14 protein-coding genes and 1 pseudogene are annotated in these 18580 nt (G+C 66.0%); 9 read left to right on the top strand and 6 right to left on the bottom strand.

The window, feature by feature from the left end:
* Positions 1-38 precede the first annotated feature (38 nt).
* The 6 genes and pseudogenes from C3F42_RS12360 to C3F42_RS12385 all read left to right on the top strand — a co-directional run bounded on the left by C3F42_RS12360 (position 39) and on the right by C3F42_RS12385 (position 8290).
* On the top strand, positions 39-1202 hold the full coding sequence (locus tag C3F42_RS12360; protein WP_094010252.1) for an efflux RND transporter periplasmic adaptor subunit: 1164 nt from the start codon (positions 39-41) through the stop codon (positions 1200-1202).
* Positions 1199-4289: pseudogene (locus C3F42_RS12365) on the top strand (multidrug efflux RND transporter permease subunit). The gene C3F42_RS12360 and the pseudogene C3F42_RS12365 overlap by 4 nt, the downstream one beginning before the upstream one ends.
* Positions 4290-4298: 9 nt before the next feature.
* Positions 4299-4970 carry a heavy metal response regulator transcription factor gene (locus C3F42_RS12370; RefSeq protein ID WP_104444494.1) on the top strand — a complete coding sequence of 224 codons (672 nt, stop codon included), beginning with the start codon at positions 4299-4301 and terminating at the stop codon, positions 4968-4970.
* A 45-nt stretch (positions 4971-5015) separates the two neighbouring features.
* Complete coding sequence (locus tag C3F42_RS12375; RefSeq protein WP_104444495.1) at positions 5016-6419, top strand: heavy metal sensor histidine kinase; 1404 nt, start codon at positions 5016-5018, stop codon at positions 6417-6419.
* A 130-nt stretch (positions 6420-6549) separates the two neighbouring features.
* Positions 6550-6774 (top strand): hypothetical protein, encoded by a 225-nt coding sequence (locus tag C3F42_RS12380; RefSeq protein WP_104444496.1) that lies wholly within the window; start codon positions 6550-6552, stop codon positions 6772-6774.
* A 205-nt stretch (positions 6775-6979) separates the two neighbouring features.
* The gene (locus C3F42_RS12385; RefSeq protein WP_023631632.1) at positions 6980-8290 is read left to right on the top strand and encodes an OprD family porin; all 1311 of its coding nucleotides are present in this window, start codon (positions 6980-6982) and stop codon (positions 8288-8290) included.
* Between the two features lie 82 nt (positions 8291-8372).
* Here C3F42_RS12385 and C3F42_RS12390 read toward each other — a convergent pair whose 3' ends face one another.
* The gene (locus tag C3F42_RS12390; protein ID WP_104444497.1) at positions 8373-8624 is read right to left on the bottom strand and encodes a DUF3077 domain-containing protein; all 252 of its coding nucleotides are present in this window, start codon (positions 8622-8624) and stop codon (positions 8373-8375) included.
* Positions 8621-8860, bottom strand: coding sequence for a hypothetical protein (locus C3F42_RS12395; protein WP_104444498.1), 240 nt, complete (start codon positions 8858-8860; stop codon positions 8621-8623). Before C3F42_RS12395 ends, C3F42_RS12390 begins: the two co-directional genes overlap by 4 nt.
* 461 nt (positions 8861-9321) lie before the next feature.
* Here C3F42_RS12395 and C3F42_RS12400 point away from each other — a divergent pair, with 461 nt between their 5' ends.
* On the top strand, positions 9322-10818 hold the full coding sequence (locus tag C3F42_RS12400; RefSeq protein ID WP_104445310.1) for a diguanylate cyclase: 1497 nt from the start codon (positions 9322-9324) through the stop codon (positions 10816-10818).
* A gap of 31 nt (positions 10819-10849) precedes the next feature.
* Here the strand turns inward: C3F42_RS12400 and C3F42_RS12405 are convergent, their stop codons facing one another.
* On the bottom strand, positions 10850-11326 hold the full coding sequence (locus C3F42_RS12405) for a PA2169 family four-helix-bundle protein (protein ID WP_094010256.1): 477 nt from the start codon (positions 11324-11326) through the stop codon (positions 10850-10852).
* A gap of 202 nt (positions 11327-11528) precedes the next feature.
* Here C3F42_RS12405 and C3F42_RS12410 point away from each other — a divergent pair, with 202 nt between their 5' ends.
* Positions 11529-11750, top strand: a complete 222-nt coding sequence (locus tag C3F42_RS12410; protein WP_104444499.1) for a DUF3820 family protein — start codon at positions 11529-11531, stop codon at positions 11748-11750.
* Positions 11751-11775: 25 nt separating this feature from the next.
* On the opposite strand, the gene C3F42_RS12415 is transcribed toward C3F42_RS12410, so the two are convergent.
* Genes C3F42_RS12415 through ptsP form a run of 3 tightly spaced genes read right to left on the bottom strand, consistent with a single transcriptional unit; the run spans position 11776 to position 17287 of the window.
* Complete coding sequence (locus C3F42_RS12415; RefSeq protein WP_104444500.1) at positions 11776-13491, bottom strand: PTS fructose-like transporter subunit IIB; 1716 nt, start codon at positions 13489-13491, stop codon at positions 11776-11778.
* Positions 13491-14438 (bottom strand): 1-phosphofructokinase, encoded by a 948-nt coding sequence (gene pfkB / locus C3F42_RS12420; RefSeq protein ID WP_094010258.1) that lies wholly within the window; start codon positions 14436-14438, stop codon positions 13491-13493. Before pfkB ends, C3F42_RS12415 begins: the two co-directional genes overlap by 1 nt.
* On the bottom strand, positions 14438-17287 hold the full coding sequence (gene ptsP, locus C3F42_RS12425) for a phosphoenolpyruvate--protein phosphotransferase (RefSeq protein WP_104444501.1): 2850 nt from the start codon (positions 17285-17287) through the stop codon (positions 14438-14440). Before ptsP ends, pfkB begins: the two co-directional genes overlap by 1 nt.
* Positions 17288-17583: 296 nt before the next feature.
* Between ptsP and cra the strand changes: the two genes are divergently transcribed.
* Complete coding sequence (cra, locus tag C3F42_RS12430) at positions 17584-18579, top strand: catabolite repressor/activator (RefSeq protein WP_104444502.1); 996 nt, start codon at positions 17584-17586, stop codon at positions 18577-18579.
* Position 18580: the final 1 nt, after the last annotated feature.

Here is an 18580-nt window from a genome sequence, read left to right on the forward strand (position 1 = left end):
ATCCACTTCCCAGCCCCTTGGTCAAGGTGCCTGCCCCGATGCGACGTCCGTCCCGCTACCTCGTACTCGCCGCCCTGGCCCTCGCCCTGCTGGTCGCCATCGGCGCCTGGCAGGGATTGCGCCGCGAAGCCCCGGCCAACCGCGCCGCCAGCGCGATACCGGTGCGCGTGGTCGCCGTGGCCCAGCAGGACGTCCCACGCTACCTGAGCGCCATCGGCTCGGTGCTGTCGCTGCATAGCGTCGAGGTGCGCCCGCAGGTCGAGGGCGTGCTCACCCAGGTGCTGGTCAAGGAAGGCCAGTGGGTCATGCAGGGCGACCTGCTGGCCACCCTCGATGACCGGGCGATCCGCGCCAACCTCGATCAGGCCCGCGCCCAGCTCGGCCAGACCCAGGCGCAGTTGCAGGTGGGTAACGTCAACCTCAAGCGCTACCAGTTGCTCAGCAGCGACGACGGAGTGTCCAAGCAGACCCTCGACCAGCAGCAGGCGCTGGTGAACCAGTTGCAGGCGACGATCAAGGGCAACCAGGCGGCCATCGACAATGCCGCGGTGCAGCTCAGCTACACCCAGATCCGCTCGCCGGTGAGCGGGCGCGTCGGCATTCGCAACGTCGACCCTGGCAACCTGGTACGCACCAGCGACACTCAGAGCCTGTTCAGCGTCACCCAGATCGACCCGATCGCCGTGGAGTTCGCCCTGCCCCAACAGCAGCTGCCAGTCCTGCAGGGCCTGCTCAACTCGGCCACACCCGCCGAAGTGGAGACCTACCTGGACGCCGACGGCGAACGCAGCCTGCTCGCCAAGGGGCACTTGATGCTGATCGACAACCAGGTTTCGGCCACCACCGGCACGGTGCGGGTCAAGGCCGAGTTCGACAACCGGGACGCACGCCTGTGGCCGGGCCAGCTGGTTACCGTGCGCCTGCGCACGGCGGTGGACGAGGACGCCCTGGTGGTGCCGCCGCCGGTGGTGCAGCGCAGCATCGACGGCCACTTCGTCTACCGCCTGGACGGCGACAAGGTCAGCGCCGTACCGGTCAAGGTGGTGTACCAGGACAGCACGCTGAACGTCATTGCCGGGGTCAAGGCCGGCGATCGCCTGGTGCTGGACGGTCAGTCGCGGCTCAAGCCCGGCAGCACCGTGGAAGTCACCCCCGACACCCCTGCCCCGGCGCAAATGGCCGAAAGCAGGAGCCATCCATGAACACCCGCAACGGCGTCTCGGCCTGGTGCATCGAGCACCCCATCGCCACCCTGCTGCTGACCTTCGCCCTGGTGCTGCTCGGTGCCATCGCCTTCCCGCGCCTGCCGGTGGCGCCGCTGCCCGAGGCCGACTTCCCGACCATCCAGGTTACCGCCCAGTTGCCCGGTGCCAGCCCGGAAACCATGGCCTCGTCGGTCGCCACGCCCCTGGAGGTGCAGTTCAGCGCCATCCCCGGCATGACCCAGATGACCAGCAGCAGCGCGCTGGGCTCGACCAACCTGATCCTGCAGTTCACCCTCGACAAGAACATCGACACCGCCGCCCAGGAGGTCCAGGCGGCGATCAACACCGCCACCGCGCGCCTGCCCCAGGACCTGCCCAGCCCGCCCACCTGGCGCAAGGTCAACCCGGCCGACAGCCCGGTGCTGATCCTCACCGTCAGCTCGGCGCAGATGCCTGGCAACCAACTGAGCGACTATGCCGAGACCCTGCTGGCCCGCCAGCTCAGCCAGATCGACGGGGTCGGCCTGATCAACATCACCGGGCAACTACGCCCGGCCATCCGCGTGCAGGCCCAGCCCGAAAAGCTCGCCGCCATCGGCCTGACCCTGGCCGATATCCGCCAGGCCATCCAGCAGACCAGTCTCAACCTGGCCAAGGGCGCGCTGTACGGCGAGCACAGCGTGTCGACCCTCGCCGCCAACGACCAGCTGTTCCACCCCGACGACTACGCGAAGCTGATCGTCAGCTACCGCAACGGCGCCCCGGTGCACCTGGCCGACGTCGCCAAGGTGATCGACGGCGCCGAGAACGCCTACGTCAGGGCCTGGTCCGGCGAACAGCCGGGGTTGAACCTGGTTATCTTCCGCCAACCCGGGGCAAACATCGTCGACACCGTGGACCGGGTGATGGCTGCCCTGCCCCGCCTGCAGGAAATGCTGCCGGCAGCGGTCGAGGTGTCGGTGCTGCAGGACCGCACGCAGACCATCCGCGCCTCGCTGCACGAGGTCGAGCTGACCCTGCTGATCGCCGTGGCCCTGGTGATCGGGGTGATGGCGCTGTTCCTGCGCCAGTGGTCGGCGACCTTCATCGTTTCCAGCGTGCTCGGCGTGTCGCTGATCGCCAGTTGCGCATTGATGTACGTGTTCGGCTTCAGCCTCAACAACCTCACCCTGGTGGCCATCGTCATCGCCGTGGGCTTCGTGGTCGACGATGCCATCGTCGTGGTGGAGAACATCCACCGTCACCTGGAGGCCGGCGACGACAGCCGCACGGCGGCGCTCAAGGGCGCCGGCGAGATCGGCTTCACCGTGGTGTCGATCAGCTTCTCGCTGATCGCCGCGTTCATTCCGCTGCTGTTCATGGGCGGCGTGGTCGGCCGGCTGTTCAAGGAATTCGCCCTGACCGCCACCGCGACCATCCTGATTTCGGTGGTGGTCTCGCTGACCCTGGCACCGACCCTCGCCGCGCTGTGCATGCGCCGCCCGCCCGAGACGCAGCATGGCGGCTTCGGCCAGCGCCTGGTGCGCTGGTACGAGAAGGGCCTGGACCGGGCCCTGGCGCACCAGCGTGTCACCCTCGGCGTGTTCGGCCTGACCCTGGCATTGGCGGTGGTCGGCTACGTGGCCATCCCCAAGGGCTTCTTCCCGCTGCAGGACACCGGGTTCATCCTCGGCACCAGCGAGGCGGCGGCCGATGTGTCCTACCCCGCGATGATCGAGAAGCACAAGGCCCTGGCGAAGATCATCGAAGCCGACCCGGCGGTGCGCGCCTTCTCCCATTCGGTAGGTGTCACCGGCAGCAACCAGACCATCGCCAACGGGCGCTTCTGGATCTCCCTCAAGCCCCGTGGCGAGCGCGACGTGTCGGCCAGCGAATGGATCGACCGCGTGCGCGCAAAACTGGCGCAGGTTCCCGGCATCGTCCTGTACCTGCGCGCAGGGCAAGACATCAACCTCAGTTCCGGGCCGTCGCGCACCCAGTACCAGTACGTGCTCAAGAGCAACGACGGCGTTGCGCTGAACCTGTGGACCCAGCGCCTGACCGAACGCCTGCGCGAAAATCCGGCGTTCCGCGACCTGTCCAACGACCTGCAACTGGGCGCCAGCGTCACCCGCATCGACATCGACCGCCAGGCCGCCGCGCGCTTCGGCCTGACCACCACCGACGTCGACCAGGCGCTGTACGATGCCTTCGGCCAGCGGCAGATCAGCGAGTTCCAGACCGAGACCAACCAGTACAAGGTGATCCTCGAGCTGGACGCCCGCCAGCGCGGCAAGGCCGAGAGCCTCAACTACTTCTACCTGCGCTCGCCACTGTCGGGCGAGATGGTGCCGCTGTCGGCCCTGGCCCATGTCGCGCCGCCCAGCACCGGCCCTTTGTCGATCAGCCACGACGGCCTGTTCCCGGGCCAACCTGTCGTTCAACCTGGCCCCCGGCGTGGCCCTGGGCGATGCGGTGCAGATCCTCGAACGCACCCAGCGCGAACTGGGCATGCCCGACTCCATCGCCGGCAACTTCCAGGGCGCCGCCCAGGCCTTCCAGAGTTCACTGTCGAGCCAGCCCTACCTGATCCTCGCCGCGCTGGTGGCGGTGTACATCATCCTCGGCGTGCTCTACGAGAGCTTCGTGCACCCGCTGACCATCATCTCCACCCTGCCCTCGGCGGGCCTGGGCGCGCTGATCCTGCTCTGGGCCATGGGCCAGGACTTCACCATCATGGGCCTGATCGGCGTGGTGCTGCTGATCGGCATCGTCAAGAAGAACGGCATCCTGCTCATCGACTTCGCCCTCGAAGCCCAGCGCAACCACGGCATGACGCCCGAGCAGGCGATCCACCAGGCGTGCCTGGTGCGCTTTCGCCCGATCATCATGACCACCCTGGCCGCATTGCTCGGCGCGCTGCCACTGATGTTCGGCTTCGGCGCCGGCGCCGAACTGCGTCAGCCACTGGGCATCGCCGTGGTCGGCGGCCTGCTGGTGAGCCAGGCACTGACGCTGTTCACCACCCCGGTCATATACTTGGCCCTGGAGCGTCTGTTCCACCGCCGCCGGGCCACCGTCGCCCCCGCGCCGACCGCCAGTTGAGACAAGACCATGCGTGTGCTGATCATCGAAGACGAAGAAAAAACCGCCGACTACCTGCATCGTGGCCTCACCGAGCAGGGCTTCACCGTCGACCTGGCCCGCGACGGCATCGACGGCCTGCACCTGGCCCTCGAAGGCGACTACGCGGTGATCGTTCTCGACGTGATGCTGCCTGGCCTGGATGGCTACGGCGTGCTGCGCGCACTGCGGGCGCGCAAGCAGACGCCGGTGATCATGCTCACCGCCCGCGAGCGGGTCGAGGACCGCATCCACGGCCTGCGCGAAGGCGCCGACGACTACCTGGGCAAGCCGTTCTCGTTCCTTGAGCTGGTGGCCAGGCTGCAGGCCCTGACCCGGCGCAGCGCCATTCATGAGCCGCTGCAGATCCAGGTGGCGGACCTGTGGATCGACCTGATGGCGCGCAAGGCCAGCCGGGCCGGCCAGCGCCTGGACCTGACCGCCAAGGAGTTCTCGCTGCTCAGCGTGCTGGCCCGGCGCCAGGGCGAGATCCTGTCCAAGACCGCCATCGCCGAGTTGGTCTGGGACATCAATTTCGACAGTGACGCCAATGTCGTCGAAGTGGCGATCAAGCGCCTGCGCGCCAAGCTCGACGGGCCGTTCGACCACAAGCTGCTGCATACCATTCGAGGCATGGGCTATGTCCTGGAACATCGTGGCTGAAACCTGCAATACCCGCCCCCATGAATTGGCCGCAGGTAACGCCCGATGAATCCTTGGCGCAACTCCATCGCCCTGCGCCTGGCGGCGCTGTTCGCCATGGTCGCCCTGGCGGTGTTCGTACTGATCGGCAGCGCGCTATACCGCCAGGTCGACCATAGCCTCGACCTGCTGCCAGAAGCCGAACTGGACGCACGCTTCAGCGTGCTCGAATCCACCCTCAACCGCTTCGGCACCTCCGAGCACTGGGCCAAGATCAACAACAAACTAAACCTGCTGAGCGAAGAAGACCGACGTATCCGCTTCTGGGTGGTGAGCGGCGCCCCGGCCTTCGAGTACGGCCATCCCAGCGAACAGGTGCGCGACTTTGCCAAGGGCCCTGTGGGCATGCGCGAGCTGCGCCTGTCCGACAGCCCCTATCCCTACAAGGTGCTGGTCAGCGAGCTGCCCGCGCAGGGTGAGCGCCCGCCCCTGCGTTTTCTGATCGGCATCGACACTGAAACCTTCTGGCAGGCCCAGCACAGCCTGCTGGTGGCCATCGTTGGCCTGGCGGTTTTCGGCGTGCTGCTGGCCTCGCTGCTTGGTTACTGGGTCGCGCGTATTGGTCTGCGGCCCCTGCTCGCCCTCTCCGAAGAAGCCCAGGCCCTGGCGCCGCCACGCCTGGACGGTCGCCTGCAGACCCGCGACCTGCCGCCGGAACTGGCGCGCTTCGCCGGCACCTTCAATGCCGCCCTCGACCGAGTCAGCCAGGCCTATTCGCAACTGGAAGCCTTCAACGCCGACGTCGCCCACGAACTGCGCTCGCCGCTGACCAACCTGATCGGCCAGACCCAGGTCGCCCTCACCCGCGGGCGCAGCGCCGAGCACTACTTCGAGGTGCTGCAATCGAACCTCGAAGAACTCGAGCGCCTGCGCAGCATCATCAACGACATGCTGTTCCTGGCCAGCGCCGACCAGGGCAGCAAGGCCACCGCCCTTACCCAGGCCTCGCTGGCCGAGGAAGTGGCCACCACCCTCGACTACCTCGACTACATCCTCGAAGACGCCCACGTCAGCGTCACCGTCAGCGGCGATGCCCAGGCCTGCATCGAAAAGGCCCAGTTGCGCCGGGCGCTGATCAACCTGCTGAACAACGCCGTGCAGCACACCGCACCGCACCAGGCGATCCAGGTGCGCATCGAGGCTACTGAGGAGCAAGTCAGCATCGCGGTGAGCAACCCGGGGCCGGCGATCGACGACGAACACCTGCCGATGCTGTTCGAGCGCTTCTATCGGGTGGATGCGGCCCGCGCCAACAGCGGCGGCGGCAACCACGGACTGGGCCTGGCCATCGTCAAGGCAATCGCCCTGATGCACGGCGGCAGTGTTTTCGTGCACAGCGAGGCCGGGGCCAATACCTTCGGTATCAACTTGCCGAGCGCTCAACTACGCGGGTTTGCGGTAAAAGTCTGAGTATTTTTGCCGCGATCATTACTTTTTGCGCAACAGTGCTTATCTGAACAGCCTCTGTTTCCCCGCTGTTTACAGGACTAACTTTAGCCCTGTCTCCATTAGCACTTGCCCCGCAAGAAGGTTGTTCCAAATGTCCAACAGTATGGGTATTGCCAGCGTCTTCGTCCTGTCTTCCCTGTTGTTGTCGCCCCTGGCCATGGCGGAAGAATCCCCGGCCTTCGTCGCCCGCAACGCCGAACTCGCCGCGGTTCACCAGGAGGCGCGTGACGCCTACGCCGCGCAGCAGTCCGCTGCGGCTAAAGACGCACAGCAGACCGCTTCCAAGGTATCTGTCGATACCAATGCCGATAGCTGACCGGCCACGCCAGCTGTTTCCAGTTTTCCCTGGGCTACACCATGGGCACTGCCTGTGACGATATGTTAGCCTTTCAAAGCCGCTGCCTTTCAGCGGCTTTTTTTATGCGTCGAAAATCTCAGCCTGGCTGTTACGTCTCTAATAAGAACTTGCAGACACGACAATAAAAAACTGCCCCATCGCTTGACCAAAGGAGTTTGTACCGGTGTCTTTCGCGTTTCGTTTCACCCCGTTGTTCGTTGCATTGGCCGCAACGATGCCCGTGGCCGCACAGGCCGATGAAGCCAAGGCTGATGGCTTCATCGAGGGCTCCACGCTGAACCTGCATTTGCGTAATGCCTACTTCAACCGCAACGAGAAGAATGCCTCGATCAAGGACAAACGCGAGTGGGGCCAGGGCGCCGTCGCACGCTTCGAGTCCGGCTACACGCCTGGCGTAATCGGCTTCGGCCTCGACGCCCACGCCATGGTCGGCCTGAAGCTCGACGGCGGTGATGGCCGTGCCGGCACCTCGATCCTGCCGAGCGCACCGGAAGACAAGGCGCGCCACGCCTTCTCCACTGCCGGCGGCGCGATCAAGCTCAAGGGCTTCGACACCGAGTTCAAGGCCGGTGACCTGTTCCTCACCAACCCGGTGATCGCCGGTGGCGAAAGCCGCATGCTGCCGCAGACCTTCCGCGGCGTCGCGCTGACCAACAACAGCATCGACGGGCTGATGCTCGAAGGCGGCAAGGTCAGCTTCACCAAGCCGTACAACCAGAGCGGCCACCGCCGCATCAACACCTACTACAGCAACCAGACACGCGAGCAGGACAGCCAGAACCTGAGCTGGGCCGGCGCGTCGTGGAGCGGCACCGAGGGCGTCACCGCCAACCTCTACGCCGCCGAGCTGAAGGACATCTGGAACCAGTACTACGCCGACTTCGACTACACCTACGCGGTCAACGACCTGGTCAGCCTGAACCCAGGCGTGCACTTCTATCACACCCAGGACACCGGCCAGTCGAAGCTGGGCAGCATCGACAACAACACCTGGAGCGTGCACTTCACCGTCGCCGCCGGGTACCACAGCGTCACCGCCGCCTACCAGCGGGTCAATGGCGACACGCCGTTCGACTACATCAACCTGGGCGACAGCATCTTCCTCGACAACTCGCGCATGTACTCGGACTTCAACGCGCCGAACGAGCGCTCATGGAAGCTGCAGTACGACTACGACTTCGCCGGCCTCGGCATCCCAGGCCTGAGCACCTCGCTGTCGTACTCGCGCGGCAAGGCCGACCTGACCAAGGCCAGCCAAGACACCCAGTACTACGATTTCTACAACGCCGAAGGCGAAAATGCCCGGCACTGGGAGCGCGACTTCGACGTGAAGTATGTGTTCCAGGAAGGTCAGATGAAGGACCTGTCGGTGCTGCTGCGCTATGCCACGCACCGGGCCAACGCGGCCTACTCGACGATTCAGGACAACAACGAATTCCGCATGATCGTGGATTATCCGTTGAACGTGTTCTGATCTGAAACCGATCGCAGGGCAAGCCCGCTCCCACGCCAGGCGGATTATCAGGCGTGGGAGCGGGCTTGCCCTGCGATGGACTTCAACGGGTACGGTTCAACCCAATCTCCAGGTCATTGATCAGCGCCTTGGCCATGGCACTGAGGATCCGCGCTGCACTCCCTGCTTTCAAATCCCCTTCCATTTCCGTCTCCGTGGTCAGGTGCAGGATGCAACCCTGCAGCACCGACAGCTCGTTGAACGCCAGGCTGAAAGGCACATCGGGCTCAACACGAAAACACTCCAGGAATGTCGAAACGCCGGCAGTGGCAAAACGTTCGGGCTGCTCGCTCATGGCTGCACCTCCAGCGACCTGGCGTGGGCCATCAGGCAGCTCAGCAGCCGGCTGAGGATGGAAATGTTCTCCACCAGGATCTCGGGACGCTCATCCACGGGAAAGGCCATGTAGACGTCGCAGGTGCGGGTCATCATGGTCATCAGGACAGCGGCATGCTCCCAGACTTCGGCGAGGGGCAGATGGTCGATGATGAAGATGTAGGGGATGGGTGGGTCAGGTACTAGCTTTTTCATTTCAAATCGCTCATGTCGATTGAAGAAAATCGCCACTTGAACCTTTCTCACAGGATTAGGTGGCAACCGTGTACGGGGTGAGAAACCGAGGACATGAAACCCAGCCAGACCAGAGGTCTGCCCGAACACGGCTGCCATTGAAGTGGCCGAAAGACATATCATCAGGTTCTCACGCCCGGTCACCAAATTTGGCGACCCGACGACGTTAGCCCTGATGCATTTCCCGGCCTATCCAGACCCTTCCGGCAAGCGCGTAGGATAGGTCCCAAGCACAGCCCAACTGAAGCATTTGGTTTCAGATTCGGAAATGTCGTACATCCCATCGCAGGCCTACTGAATCAATTCCGTCGGGCAAAACACCTTTGATCTTGTCCGACAATCGCGCCTTGCCTAAAATACCGCCGCCGCTTTCCGGCCCACTCCCCATGGATCCCGGGGCTTATGCAGTTGCGAGCATGACGTTGCCCACCCGATCACCACGATCCGCCCTGTACAAGTCACACCCCGAGCTGGTCCTCAACCTGGGCAGCTGCCTTGCCGTGCTCGCCATAGTGGCTATCGTCGGCTACCTGCTGGCACGCGAGCGCGACAGCGTCGAGCAATCGGAAATGCGCTCGTCGAGCAACATCGTGCAGTTGATCGAAAGCGACATCCTGCGCAACGTCGAACTCTACGACCAGTCGCTCAAGGGCCTGATCTGGGCCGTGCAGCACCCCGAGCTGCTCAACGTACCGACCAAGCTGCGCCAGCAGATCCTGTTCAACCAGGCCTTCTCCGCGCCGGTGCGCGGCGACATTCTCTGGCTCGACGCCAAGGGCGACGTGCTCGGCGACTCCACCAGCGCGGTGCCGCGCCAGGCCAACTTCGCCGACACCGTGGCCTTCCAGGCGCACCGAGACCGCCCGGGCCTGGGCCTGCTGATCAGTCCGCCGTTCAAGGCGCGGCTGGGCAACCTGGACTGGTGCATCAGCTTCAGCCGGCGCATCTCCGGCGCCAACGGCGAGTTCCAGGGCCTGGCCGCCGGGGCCTTGCGCCTGTCCTATTTCAACGAACTGTTCCAGCGCCTGGACATCGGCGTGGACAGCAGCATCAACCTGCTCAACACCGACGGCCAGCTACTGGCGCGCCAGCCGACCCGGCCGCAGGATCCACTGATCGGCACCAGCTTCAGCGAGCGCCCCAACTTCAAGCGCATCCTCAGCGAGCGCAGTGGCAGCTTCACCGCCCGCTCGACGGCCTATGAGGGCCAGCGCCTCTACACCTTCGCCCGGGTCGCCGACCTGCCGTTGATCGTGCTGGTGGCCCACTCGGCCGATGAAGTGTTCCAGTCGTGGCGGCGTACCGCGATCGTGGTCAGCGTGGCCACCGGCGTGTTGTGCATTGGCATCCTCTGGCTGACCTTGCTGCTGGGCCGCGAGCTACGTCGGCGCCACGATGCCGAAATGGGCCTGGCCACCCTCGCCGCCACCGACAGCCTCACCGGCCTTGCCAACCGCCGCCGCCTCGACCAGGTGCTGCGCCAGGAATGGGCGCGCGCCCAGCGCAACCGCAAGCCGCTGGCAGTGCTGATGGTGGATGTGGACCACTTCAAGGCCTTCAACCAGCGCCATGGCCATGCCGGTGGCGACCATGTACTGCGCGAGGTGGCCACCACCATCGAGCTGTGCATCCGCCGCCCGGCGGACCTGGCGGCGCGTTACGGCGGGGAAGAGTTCCAGGTGGTGCTGCCGGAAACCGAGCTGGCCGGCGCCCGGTTGCTGGCCGAGCGGATTCGCGCCAGTGTCGAGGCGATGCCGCCGTTCGGCGATGACGAGCGGTCGGTGACGGTCAGCGTGGGGATTGGCCTGCATATCCCCGGCACCCATCAGGACCTGGCGGCGCTGCTGGGTGATGCTGACGAGGCGTTGTATCGGGCCAAGGCCAATGGGCGGAATCGGGTGGAAGGACCCGAGGAGTGAGTCATGGGGCCGTTAAACGGCCCCATGCTGATCAGGACCGAGCGCGGGCTGCGTTACGCAGCGCCTTCACCTGATCATGATTGCGCTGCACGCCCTGCAGCTGTTTCTCTACCAAGGCATACGAAGTGTCATTGGCCGAACGCCCCAGTTTGACCAGCTTCTCGCGGGCTTCCTTGTAGGCCTTCAGCGCATGGTCTTCCCCACGCTCCACTTCATTGAGCACCGCTTCTTCATCCTTGCCGGTGACCATCGACTTGAGGTTGACCCAGCCACGGTGCAGGTCACCGCTGATGCTGGTGCTGGTTTCCGGGTCGCCGCCCAGGCGCCGCACTTCGCCCTGCAACTCTGCGGCGGCACTGGCGCACTCGCTGGCACGCTGCACGAAGAATGCTTTCAGTTCAGGGTTCTTCACATCCTCGGCAGAAGTCTTGAAGCCTTTCTCACCATCCTTGCTGTACTCGATCAGGTCGTTGAGTACGTCGATCGTGTCTTTGTTGGGATTACTCATGGCAACAACTCCTTGGCAGGTCATAGTCACCTTGATCGGAGCAGGCTTCGTGCCAAACCCAGGAAATAAAAATAATTCATTAAAATCAGTAACTTGAAGATTTCACAAACATGCCGCTCAAGGGCGTTCTGCATGATCGCCGCTTGGGTCGTCGTGCAGTTTGCAGTAAGGTCGCGCTTCAACCGCCACTGGCCACCGCCCGATGAAACCCGAAACCCTGCAACTGCTGGTCACCCGCACCATGCCTTTTGGCAAGTACCAGGGGCGGATCATCGCCGACCTGCCCGGGGACTACCTGGCATGGTTTGCCCGTAAAGGCTTCCCGCCCGGGGAGCTTGGCGGGTTGCTGGCGCTGATGCACGAGATCTACCACAACGGGTTGGGCGATCTGCTGAAACCGTTGCGGGGCAAGACCAGGGGTTGAAGCATTTGATGGAGCAATCGCGGGCCTAGCCCTTGGCTGGCGCCACGACCATCTCCACCTGCTCGCTCTTCTTGATCAGCGCGTACACCACCGCCGTCAGCAGGCTGCCGGCGACGATGGCCAGCAGGTACAACAGCGCATGGTTGATCGCGTTGGGGATCAGCAGCACGAACAACCCGCCATGGGGCGCCATCAGCTTGCAGCCAAAATACATCGACAAGGCCCCGGTCAGCGCGCCCCCGGCGATGCTCGCCGGAATCACCCGCAGCGGGTCCTTGGCGGCGAACGGGATCGCGCCCTCGGAGATGAAGCACAGGCCCAGCGCCAGCGCCGCCTTGCCGGCCTCGCGCTCACTCTGGGCGAACTTGCGCCGGGCCAGGAGGGTGGCGATGCCCAGGCCGATCGGCGGCACCATGCCGGCGGCCATGGTCGCGGCCATCGGCGCGTAGCTCGACGAGGCCAGCAGCCCCACCGAGAAGGCATAGGCGGCCTTGTTGATCGGCCCGCCAAGGTCGACGCACATCATGCCGCCGAGCAGCAGCCCGAGCAGGATGGCGTTGGTGGTGCCCATGCTGTCGAGGAAATGGGTCAGTCCCTCGAGCATGGCCGCCACGGGCTGGCCGACCACGTAGATCATCACCAGGCCAGTGAACAGGCTGGCCAGCAGCGGGATGATGAGGATCGGCTTGAGCGCGTCGAGGCTGCTGGGCAGGCGCACCCAGCGGGCAATGGCCTTGGCGCTGTAGCCGGCCAGGAAGCCGGCGACGATGCCGCCGATGAACCCCGCCCCCAGCGTGCTCGCCAACAGGCCGCCGATCATCCCGGGCGCCAGGCCCGGGCGGTCGGCAATGGACCAGGCGATATAGCCGGCAAGCAGCGGCACCATCAGCTTGAACGCCGCTTCGCCGCCGATCTGCATCAAGGCGGCGGGCAGCGTGCCGGGCTCCTTGTAGGCCTCGATGCCGAACATGAACGACAAGGCGATCAGCAAACCGCCGGCCACCACCATCGGCAGCATGAACGACACCCCGGTCAGCAGGTGCTTGTAGACGCCGGTCTTCTCGGCCGGCGGCACTGCGCCGGTCGTTCCCGCCGCCTCCACCTTGCCCTCGGCCAGGGCCTTGTCCAGCGTGGCGCGGGCCTGCTTGAGGGCGATGCCGGTGCCGCAGCGGTAGATGCGCTTGCCGGCGAAGCGCGCAGCCGGTACTTCGATATCGGCGGCCAGCAACACCACATCGGCTGCGGCAATGGCCTCGGCCGGCAGCGGATTGCGCGCGCCGACCGAACCCTGGGTTTCCACGGTGAGCTGGTAGCCCATGGCCTGCGCCGCTTGTTGCAGGGCTTCGGCGGCCATGAAGGTGTGGGCCACGCCGGTCGGGCAGGCAGTCACAGCGACAATCTTCGGCGCACCATGCACCGGGGTTTGCGCTACCTGCACCTGGGCGCCCGCAGCGGCCTCGTCGAGGAAGCCTTCACGGTCGGCCAGGGCCTGGGCCGGCGTGCTCTGGTACAGGCGCTTGCCCGCAAAGCGCGCCAGGTCCAGCGGCCCGGTGCTGACCACCAGCACCCAGTCGGCCTCGGCGATCTGCGTTGGCGTCAGGCGCAGCTCCGGATGTTCGGCGTCATGCACCTCGACGCAGGTTTTCCAGCCCCGACGCTGGGCCGCGGCGGCCAACAGGCGGGCGCTGAGCACGCTGGACACCTGACCGTTGGGGCAGGCGGTGACAATGGCAATGTTCATCAGCAGCCCTCTTCTTGTTGTTCTGTAAGGCGCACGGCGGCTTCCAGACGCTCCAGTTGCTCACGGTCGTGAACGCCGAAGCCGACCTGGGTGACTGCCTGGGCGGCGATGGCGGTGGCGCGGCGCAAGGTAGCGGCGGGCGCTTCGGCCAGGAGCAGGCCATGGACCATGCCGGCAACCAGCGAATCACCGGCGCCGACGGTACTGGCGATGCGCACTTTCGACGGTTGCGCATGCAGCGCCAGGCCAGCGGCGAACCAGTTCACGCCCTGCTCGCCCTGGGACACCACCACATGCTCGACGCCAGTGGCGAGCAGCCGCCGTGCGGCCGCGCGTTGCTCGTCCGCAGCCTGCACCGGCAGCCCGAGGACTTCACCCAGCTCCTCGGTGTTGGGCTTGACCAGCCAGGGCGCGGCCTGCAGGCCTGCGCGCAAGGCTTCGCCGCTGCTGTCCAGGGCCACCTTCAGGCCCTGGGACTTGAGCATCAGCAGCAGCTCGCGCAACCACTCGGGGCTGATCCCCCGTGGCAGGCTCCCGGCCACCACCACGGCGTCATGCCCCGGGGCCACGAGTGCCAGACGTTGCAGCAAGGCGTCGCGGGCGGCCTCGTCGACCTGCGGCCCTGGCCCGTTGATATCGGTGACCTGGCCATCGGCCTCGACCAGCTTGATGTTGCTGCGGGTCTCGCCCGGGACGCGCACGAAGCAATCGGCGAACCCGCGCCAGGCAATCAGCGCCTCGAACGGCGCCAGGTTATCCTGCCCCAGGAAACCGCCGACAGTGACGCTGTGACCCAGGTCGGCCAGCACCTGGGCGACGTTCAGCCCCTTGCCGGCGGCATGGCTGTGCTGGGCCTGGCTGCGGTTGACCGCGCCGGGTCGCAGGCGGTCGAGGATGATGGTGATATCCAGCGCCGGGTTGAGGGTGAGGGTGAGGATCTTGGCCATCAAAAACGCTCCACCAGCGCCCGAACTGCCTCGGCGCTGTCTTGTTGCAGGGCCTCGCGCGCCAGGGCGCGGGCCGTCGAAAGGTCGGTCTGGCGCACCAGTGCCTTGACTTCAGGAATGCTGCGGGCGGCGACACTCAGTTCGTCCACCTCCAGGCCCAGCAGCACGGCGACCGCCTGCGGGTCGGCCGCCAGCTCGCCGCACACGCCCACCCACTTGCCCTGGGCATGGGCGGCGCGCACGGTCATGTCGATCAGGTTGAGCACTGCCGGGTGCAGGCCGTCGGCCTGTGCCGACAGGCTCGGGTGACCGCGGTCGATGGCCAGGGTGTACTGGGTGAGGTCGTTGGTACCGATACTGAAAAAGTCCACTTCACGGGCCAGCTGTGGCGCCAGCAAGGCGGCCGACGGCACTTCGACCATGATACCTACCTGCAAGTCGCCCACCGGAACCTCCTGGCGCAGGCGCTCGACCATGGCCTTGGCGGCGCGCCATTCATGGAGCTGGCCGACCATGGGGAACATGATGCGCAGCGGGCGGTTGTCCGCGGCACGCAGCAATGCGCGCAGCTGGTCCTCCATCACCTGCGGGCGTTGCAGGGTCAGGCGCACGCCGCGCACGCCGAGGAAGGGGTTTTCCTCAGCCGCGATCGGCCAGTACGGCAAGGGCTTGTCGCCCCCGACGTCGAGCGTGCGCACCACCAGTGGCCGTCCGTCCAGGCCATCGAGCACCCGACGGTACTCGGCTTCCTGGGCCGCCACATCGGGCAGTTGCGGGTGGGCCATGAAGATCAGCTCGGTGCGCAACAGGCCGATGCCTTCGGCACCTTGCTCCACCACCTTGTCGATGCCGTTGCTCTGGCCGATGTTGGCGAACACTTCGACGGCATGGCCGTCGCGCGTCCGCGCGGGCTCATGGCGGTTGGCCCAGGCGATCTGCAGCCGACGCTCGCGGGCATCACGCTCTGCCAGGGCTCGTTGCAACTCGGCCTCGGCTGGCGCAACCACGACCCGCCCGCGCTGACCATCGAGCAGCAGCGGCGTGCCGCTATCCAGCAACAACACGGCCGCCCCGGCCCCGACCACCGCCGGGATGCCCAGGGCGCGAGCGACGATGGCGCTGTGTGCGGTGGCGCCGCCCTGGGCGGTGACGATACCGGCGACCCGTGCCGGGTCCAGGCGCGCCACGTCCGAAGGGCCGACCTCGGCCATCACCAGCACATAGGGCTGCTCTGGCTCGGCGCTGTCCTTGACGCCGCACAGTTGCGCCAGCACCCGACGACCGATATCGCGCAGATCGGCGGCCCGCTCGGCCAGCAGCGCATCGTGCAGGGCCTCCTGCTGACGGGCAGCGGCTTCGATCACCGCCATCCATGCAGCTGCGGCGCTTTCGCCCTGGGCCAGGCGCAGCTCGACGTCGTCGGTCAGGGCCGGGTCGGCGAGCATTTCCTGATGGGTGACGAAAATTTCGCCGATGGCCTTGTCGCTGCGTTGCACCAGGGCCTGAAGATCGGCGTGCACTGTGTCGATGGCCTGGCGCAGCCTGGCCCGCTCCTGGGCGGGCGACTCGCCGCGCAGCGGGTAGTCGATATCGCGCTCGACGCAGACATGGGCCGGGCCACTGGCGATACCCGGCGCGGCCGCGACACCCTGCAGGGTGCTGCCGGGCGGCGGGGCCTGGAGGGTTTCGACCTGCGGCTGCTCCACTGCTGCCGTTTGCGGCAAGGGCTCGACCTCCTCGCCGAGGCCCTGCTCGATAGCCGCCAGCAACGCCGGCAAGGCATCGGCGGCGATGCCAGGTTCAGCGATCAATTCTAGAACTTGGCCACGACGGATGCCGAGGCTCAGCAGCTTGCTCAGGCTCTTCACCGAGACGGCGGGCTGGCCGCTGTCGTGCAGCCGTATGCGGATCTCGCCCTCGAAACCCTTGGCCAGCTGCGCCAGTACCTTTGCAGGGCGAGCATGCAGGCCATGGGCGTTGGCCAATACTATCCGGGCGCTGGGCCAGTCGGCGGGCGCCTCGCCGCCGAGCACTTCGAGCACGGCGCGGCTGCTGGTGGCCTGGTAGAGCATCTGCCCACGGCCCTCGATCAATACCTCGCACAGGCGCTCGAGCAGGGCTTGATGCGCCGCTCCGAGGCTGGCCAGGCAGAACAGGCCATTGAGCGGTTGATCGCGGTAGCGCAACGGTTGCTGCGGGGTGACGAAGGCCAGCCCCGGTTGGCGCACCTCACGTTCGCTGTGCAGCCACCACAGGCCCTCGCCCAGCGGCAGCGGCTCGGTCTGCTGCAGCACGGCGGCAAAGCCGCTGTCGGCACAACCGGCGCGTTGCAACAGACGAGCGCCGCGCCAGGCCAGTTCGTCGAAGTCTTCCGCCGCCAGGTTGAGGCCGACCAGCTGGGCATCCAGCGCCAGCTCGCGTGGCGCCCCTTGCAGTAACTTGAGCAGTGCCTCGGCGCTGCCGGAGCGACGCAGCGCCTCGGCCAGGTCGGTTTCACCGAGGGCGCGGGTCAGCAGTTGCAGCAGGCGCAAATGTTCATCGGAGCGGGCGGCGATGCCGATGGCCAGGTAGACGATCTGGCCGTCGCCCCAGTCCACGCCGTCGGGAAACTGCAGCAGGCGTACGCCCGTGGCGAACACCAGCTCGCGGGTCTGCGGCGTGCCGTGGGGGATGGCGATGCCCTGGCCGAGGAAGGTCGAGCCTTGCGTCTCCCGGGCCTGCAGCCCCGCCAGGTAACCCTCGGCGACCAGACCATCGGCAACCAGTCGATCGGCCAGCAGCGCCAGTGCCTCGCCCTTGTCGGCGGCACGCTGGCCCATGGCAATCTGCTCAACGGCAAGCTCGAGCATGACCCTCTCCTTTTGCGGCAGCCCCGTCGGCTACCGAGGTATTGTTGTGGAATTCGACGGCAAAAGCCGCCGAAACGATCAGCACAACCGGCGAAGACTGATTTTCAGGCAGGAAAATTCGCTTTGCTGAAACGTTTAATCTGACCAAGCGGCCACGTTACTCGATAATCTGCCAACGAAAAAGCCCCATCCTGTCGGACAATTGCGACAATGGTCGTCTGCGCGCGGGCCCGTCGATGGGTGAAACTAGCCGGTCAAGCCCCGCAGGCAGTCCCGGAAACAACAAGGAAAATTCGGTGAAACTCAGCGATATCGCCCGTCTGGCCGGTGTGTCCGTGACCACCGCCAGCTACGTCATCAATGGCAAGGCCGAACAGCAGCGCATCAGCAGCAGCACCGTCGAGCGCGTGCGTGCGGTGGTCGAGGCCCACGGCTTCACCCCGAACCCCCAGGCCGCCGGCCTGCGCAGCCGCCACACCCGCACCCTGGGCTTCATTCTCCCGGATCTGGAGAACCCCAGCTACGCCCGCATTGCCAAGCAACTGGAGCAAGGCGCCCGTGCCCGTGGCTACCAACTGCTGATCGCCAGCAGTGACGACCAGCCCGACAGCGAACGCCAGTTGCAGCAGCTGTTCCGTGCCCGGCGCTGCGACGCGCTGTTCGTCGCCAGTTGCCTGCCGCCGGAAGACGAGAGCTACCGCGAACTGCAGGCCAAGGGCCTGCCGGTGATCGCCATCGACCGGCGCCTGGACCCGGCGCACTTCTGCTCGGTGATCAGCGATGACCGCGACGCCAGCCGCCAGCTGGCCCAGAGCCTGTTGAAAACCCGCCCGCGCAGCATCGCCCTGATCGGCGCCCGCCCCGAGCTGTCGGTGAGCCAGGCCCGTGCCGGTGGTTTCGACGAAGCCCTGCAAGGTTTCGCCGGCGAAGTGCGCCGCTGCCAGGGCGAAGCCTTCAGCCGCGAGTGCGGCCAACGCCTGATGCAACAGCTGATCGATGAACTGGGTGGCCTGCCGGATGCATTGGTGACCACGTCCTACGTGCTGCTGCAAGGCGTGTTCGACACGCTTCAGGCGCGCCCCGAGGACTCACGCCAGCTGCAGTTGGGCACCTTCGGCGACAACCAGTTGCTCGACTTCCTGCCGCTGCCGGTAAACGCCATGGCCCAGCAGCACGGCCTGATTGCCGCCACCGCGCTGGAGCTGGCCCTGGCCGCCATCGAGGACAAGCGCTACGAGCCCGGCGTGCACGCCATTGGCCGCACCTTCAAGCAGCGGATCGCCAAGGCCTGAG

Source organism: Pseudomonas sp. PONIH3 (assembly GCF_002934345.1).
GTDB lineage: Bacteria > Pseudomonadota > Gammaproteobacteria > Pseudomonadales > Pseudomonadaceae > Aquipseudomonas > Aquipseudomonas soli.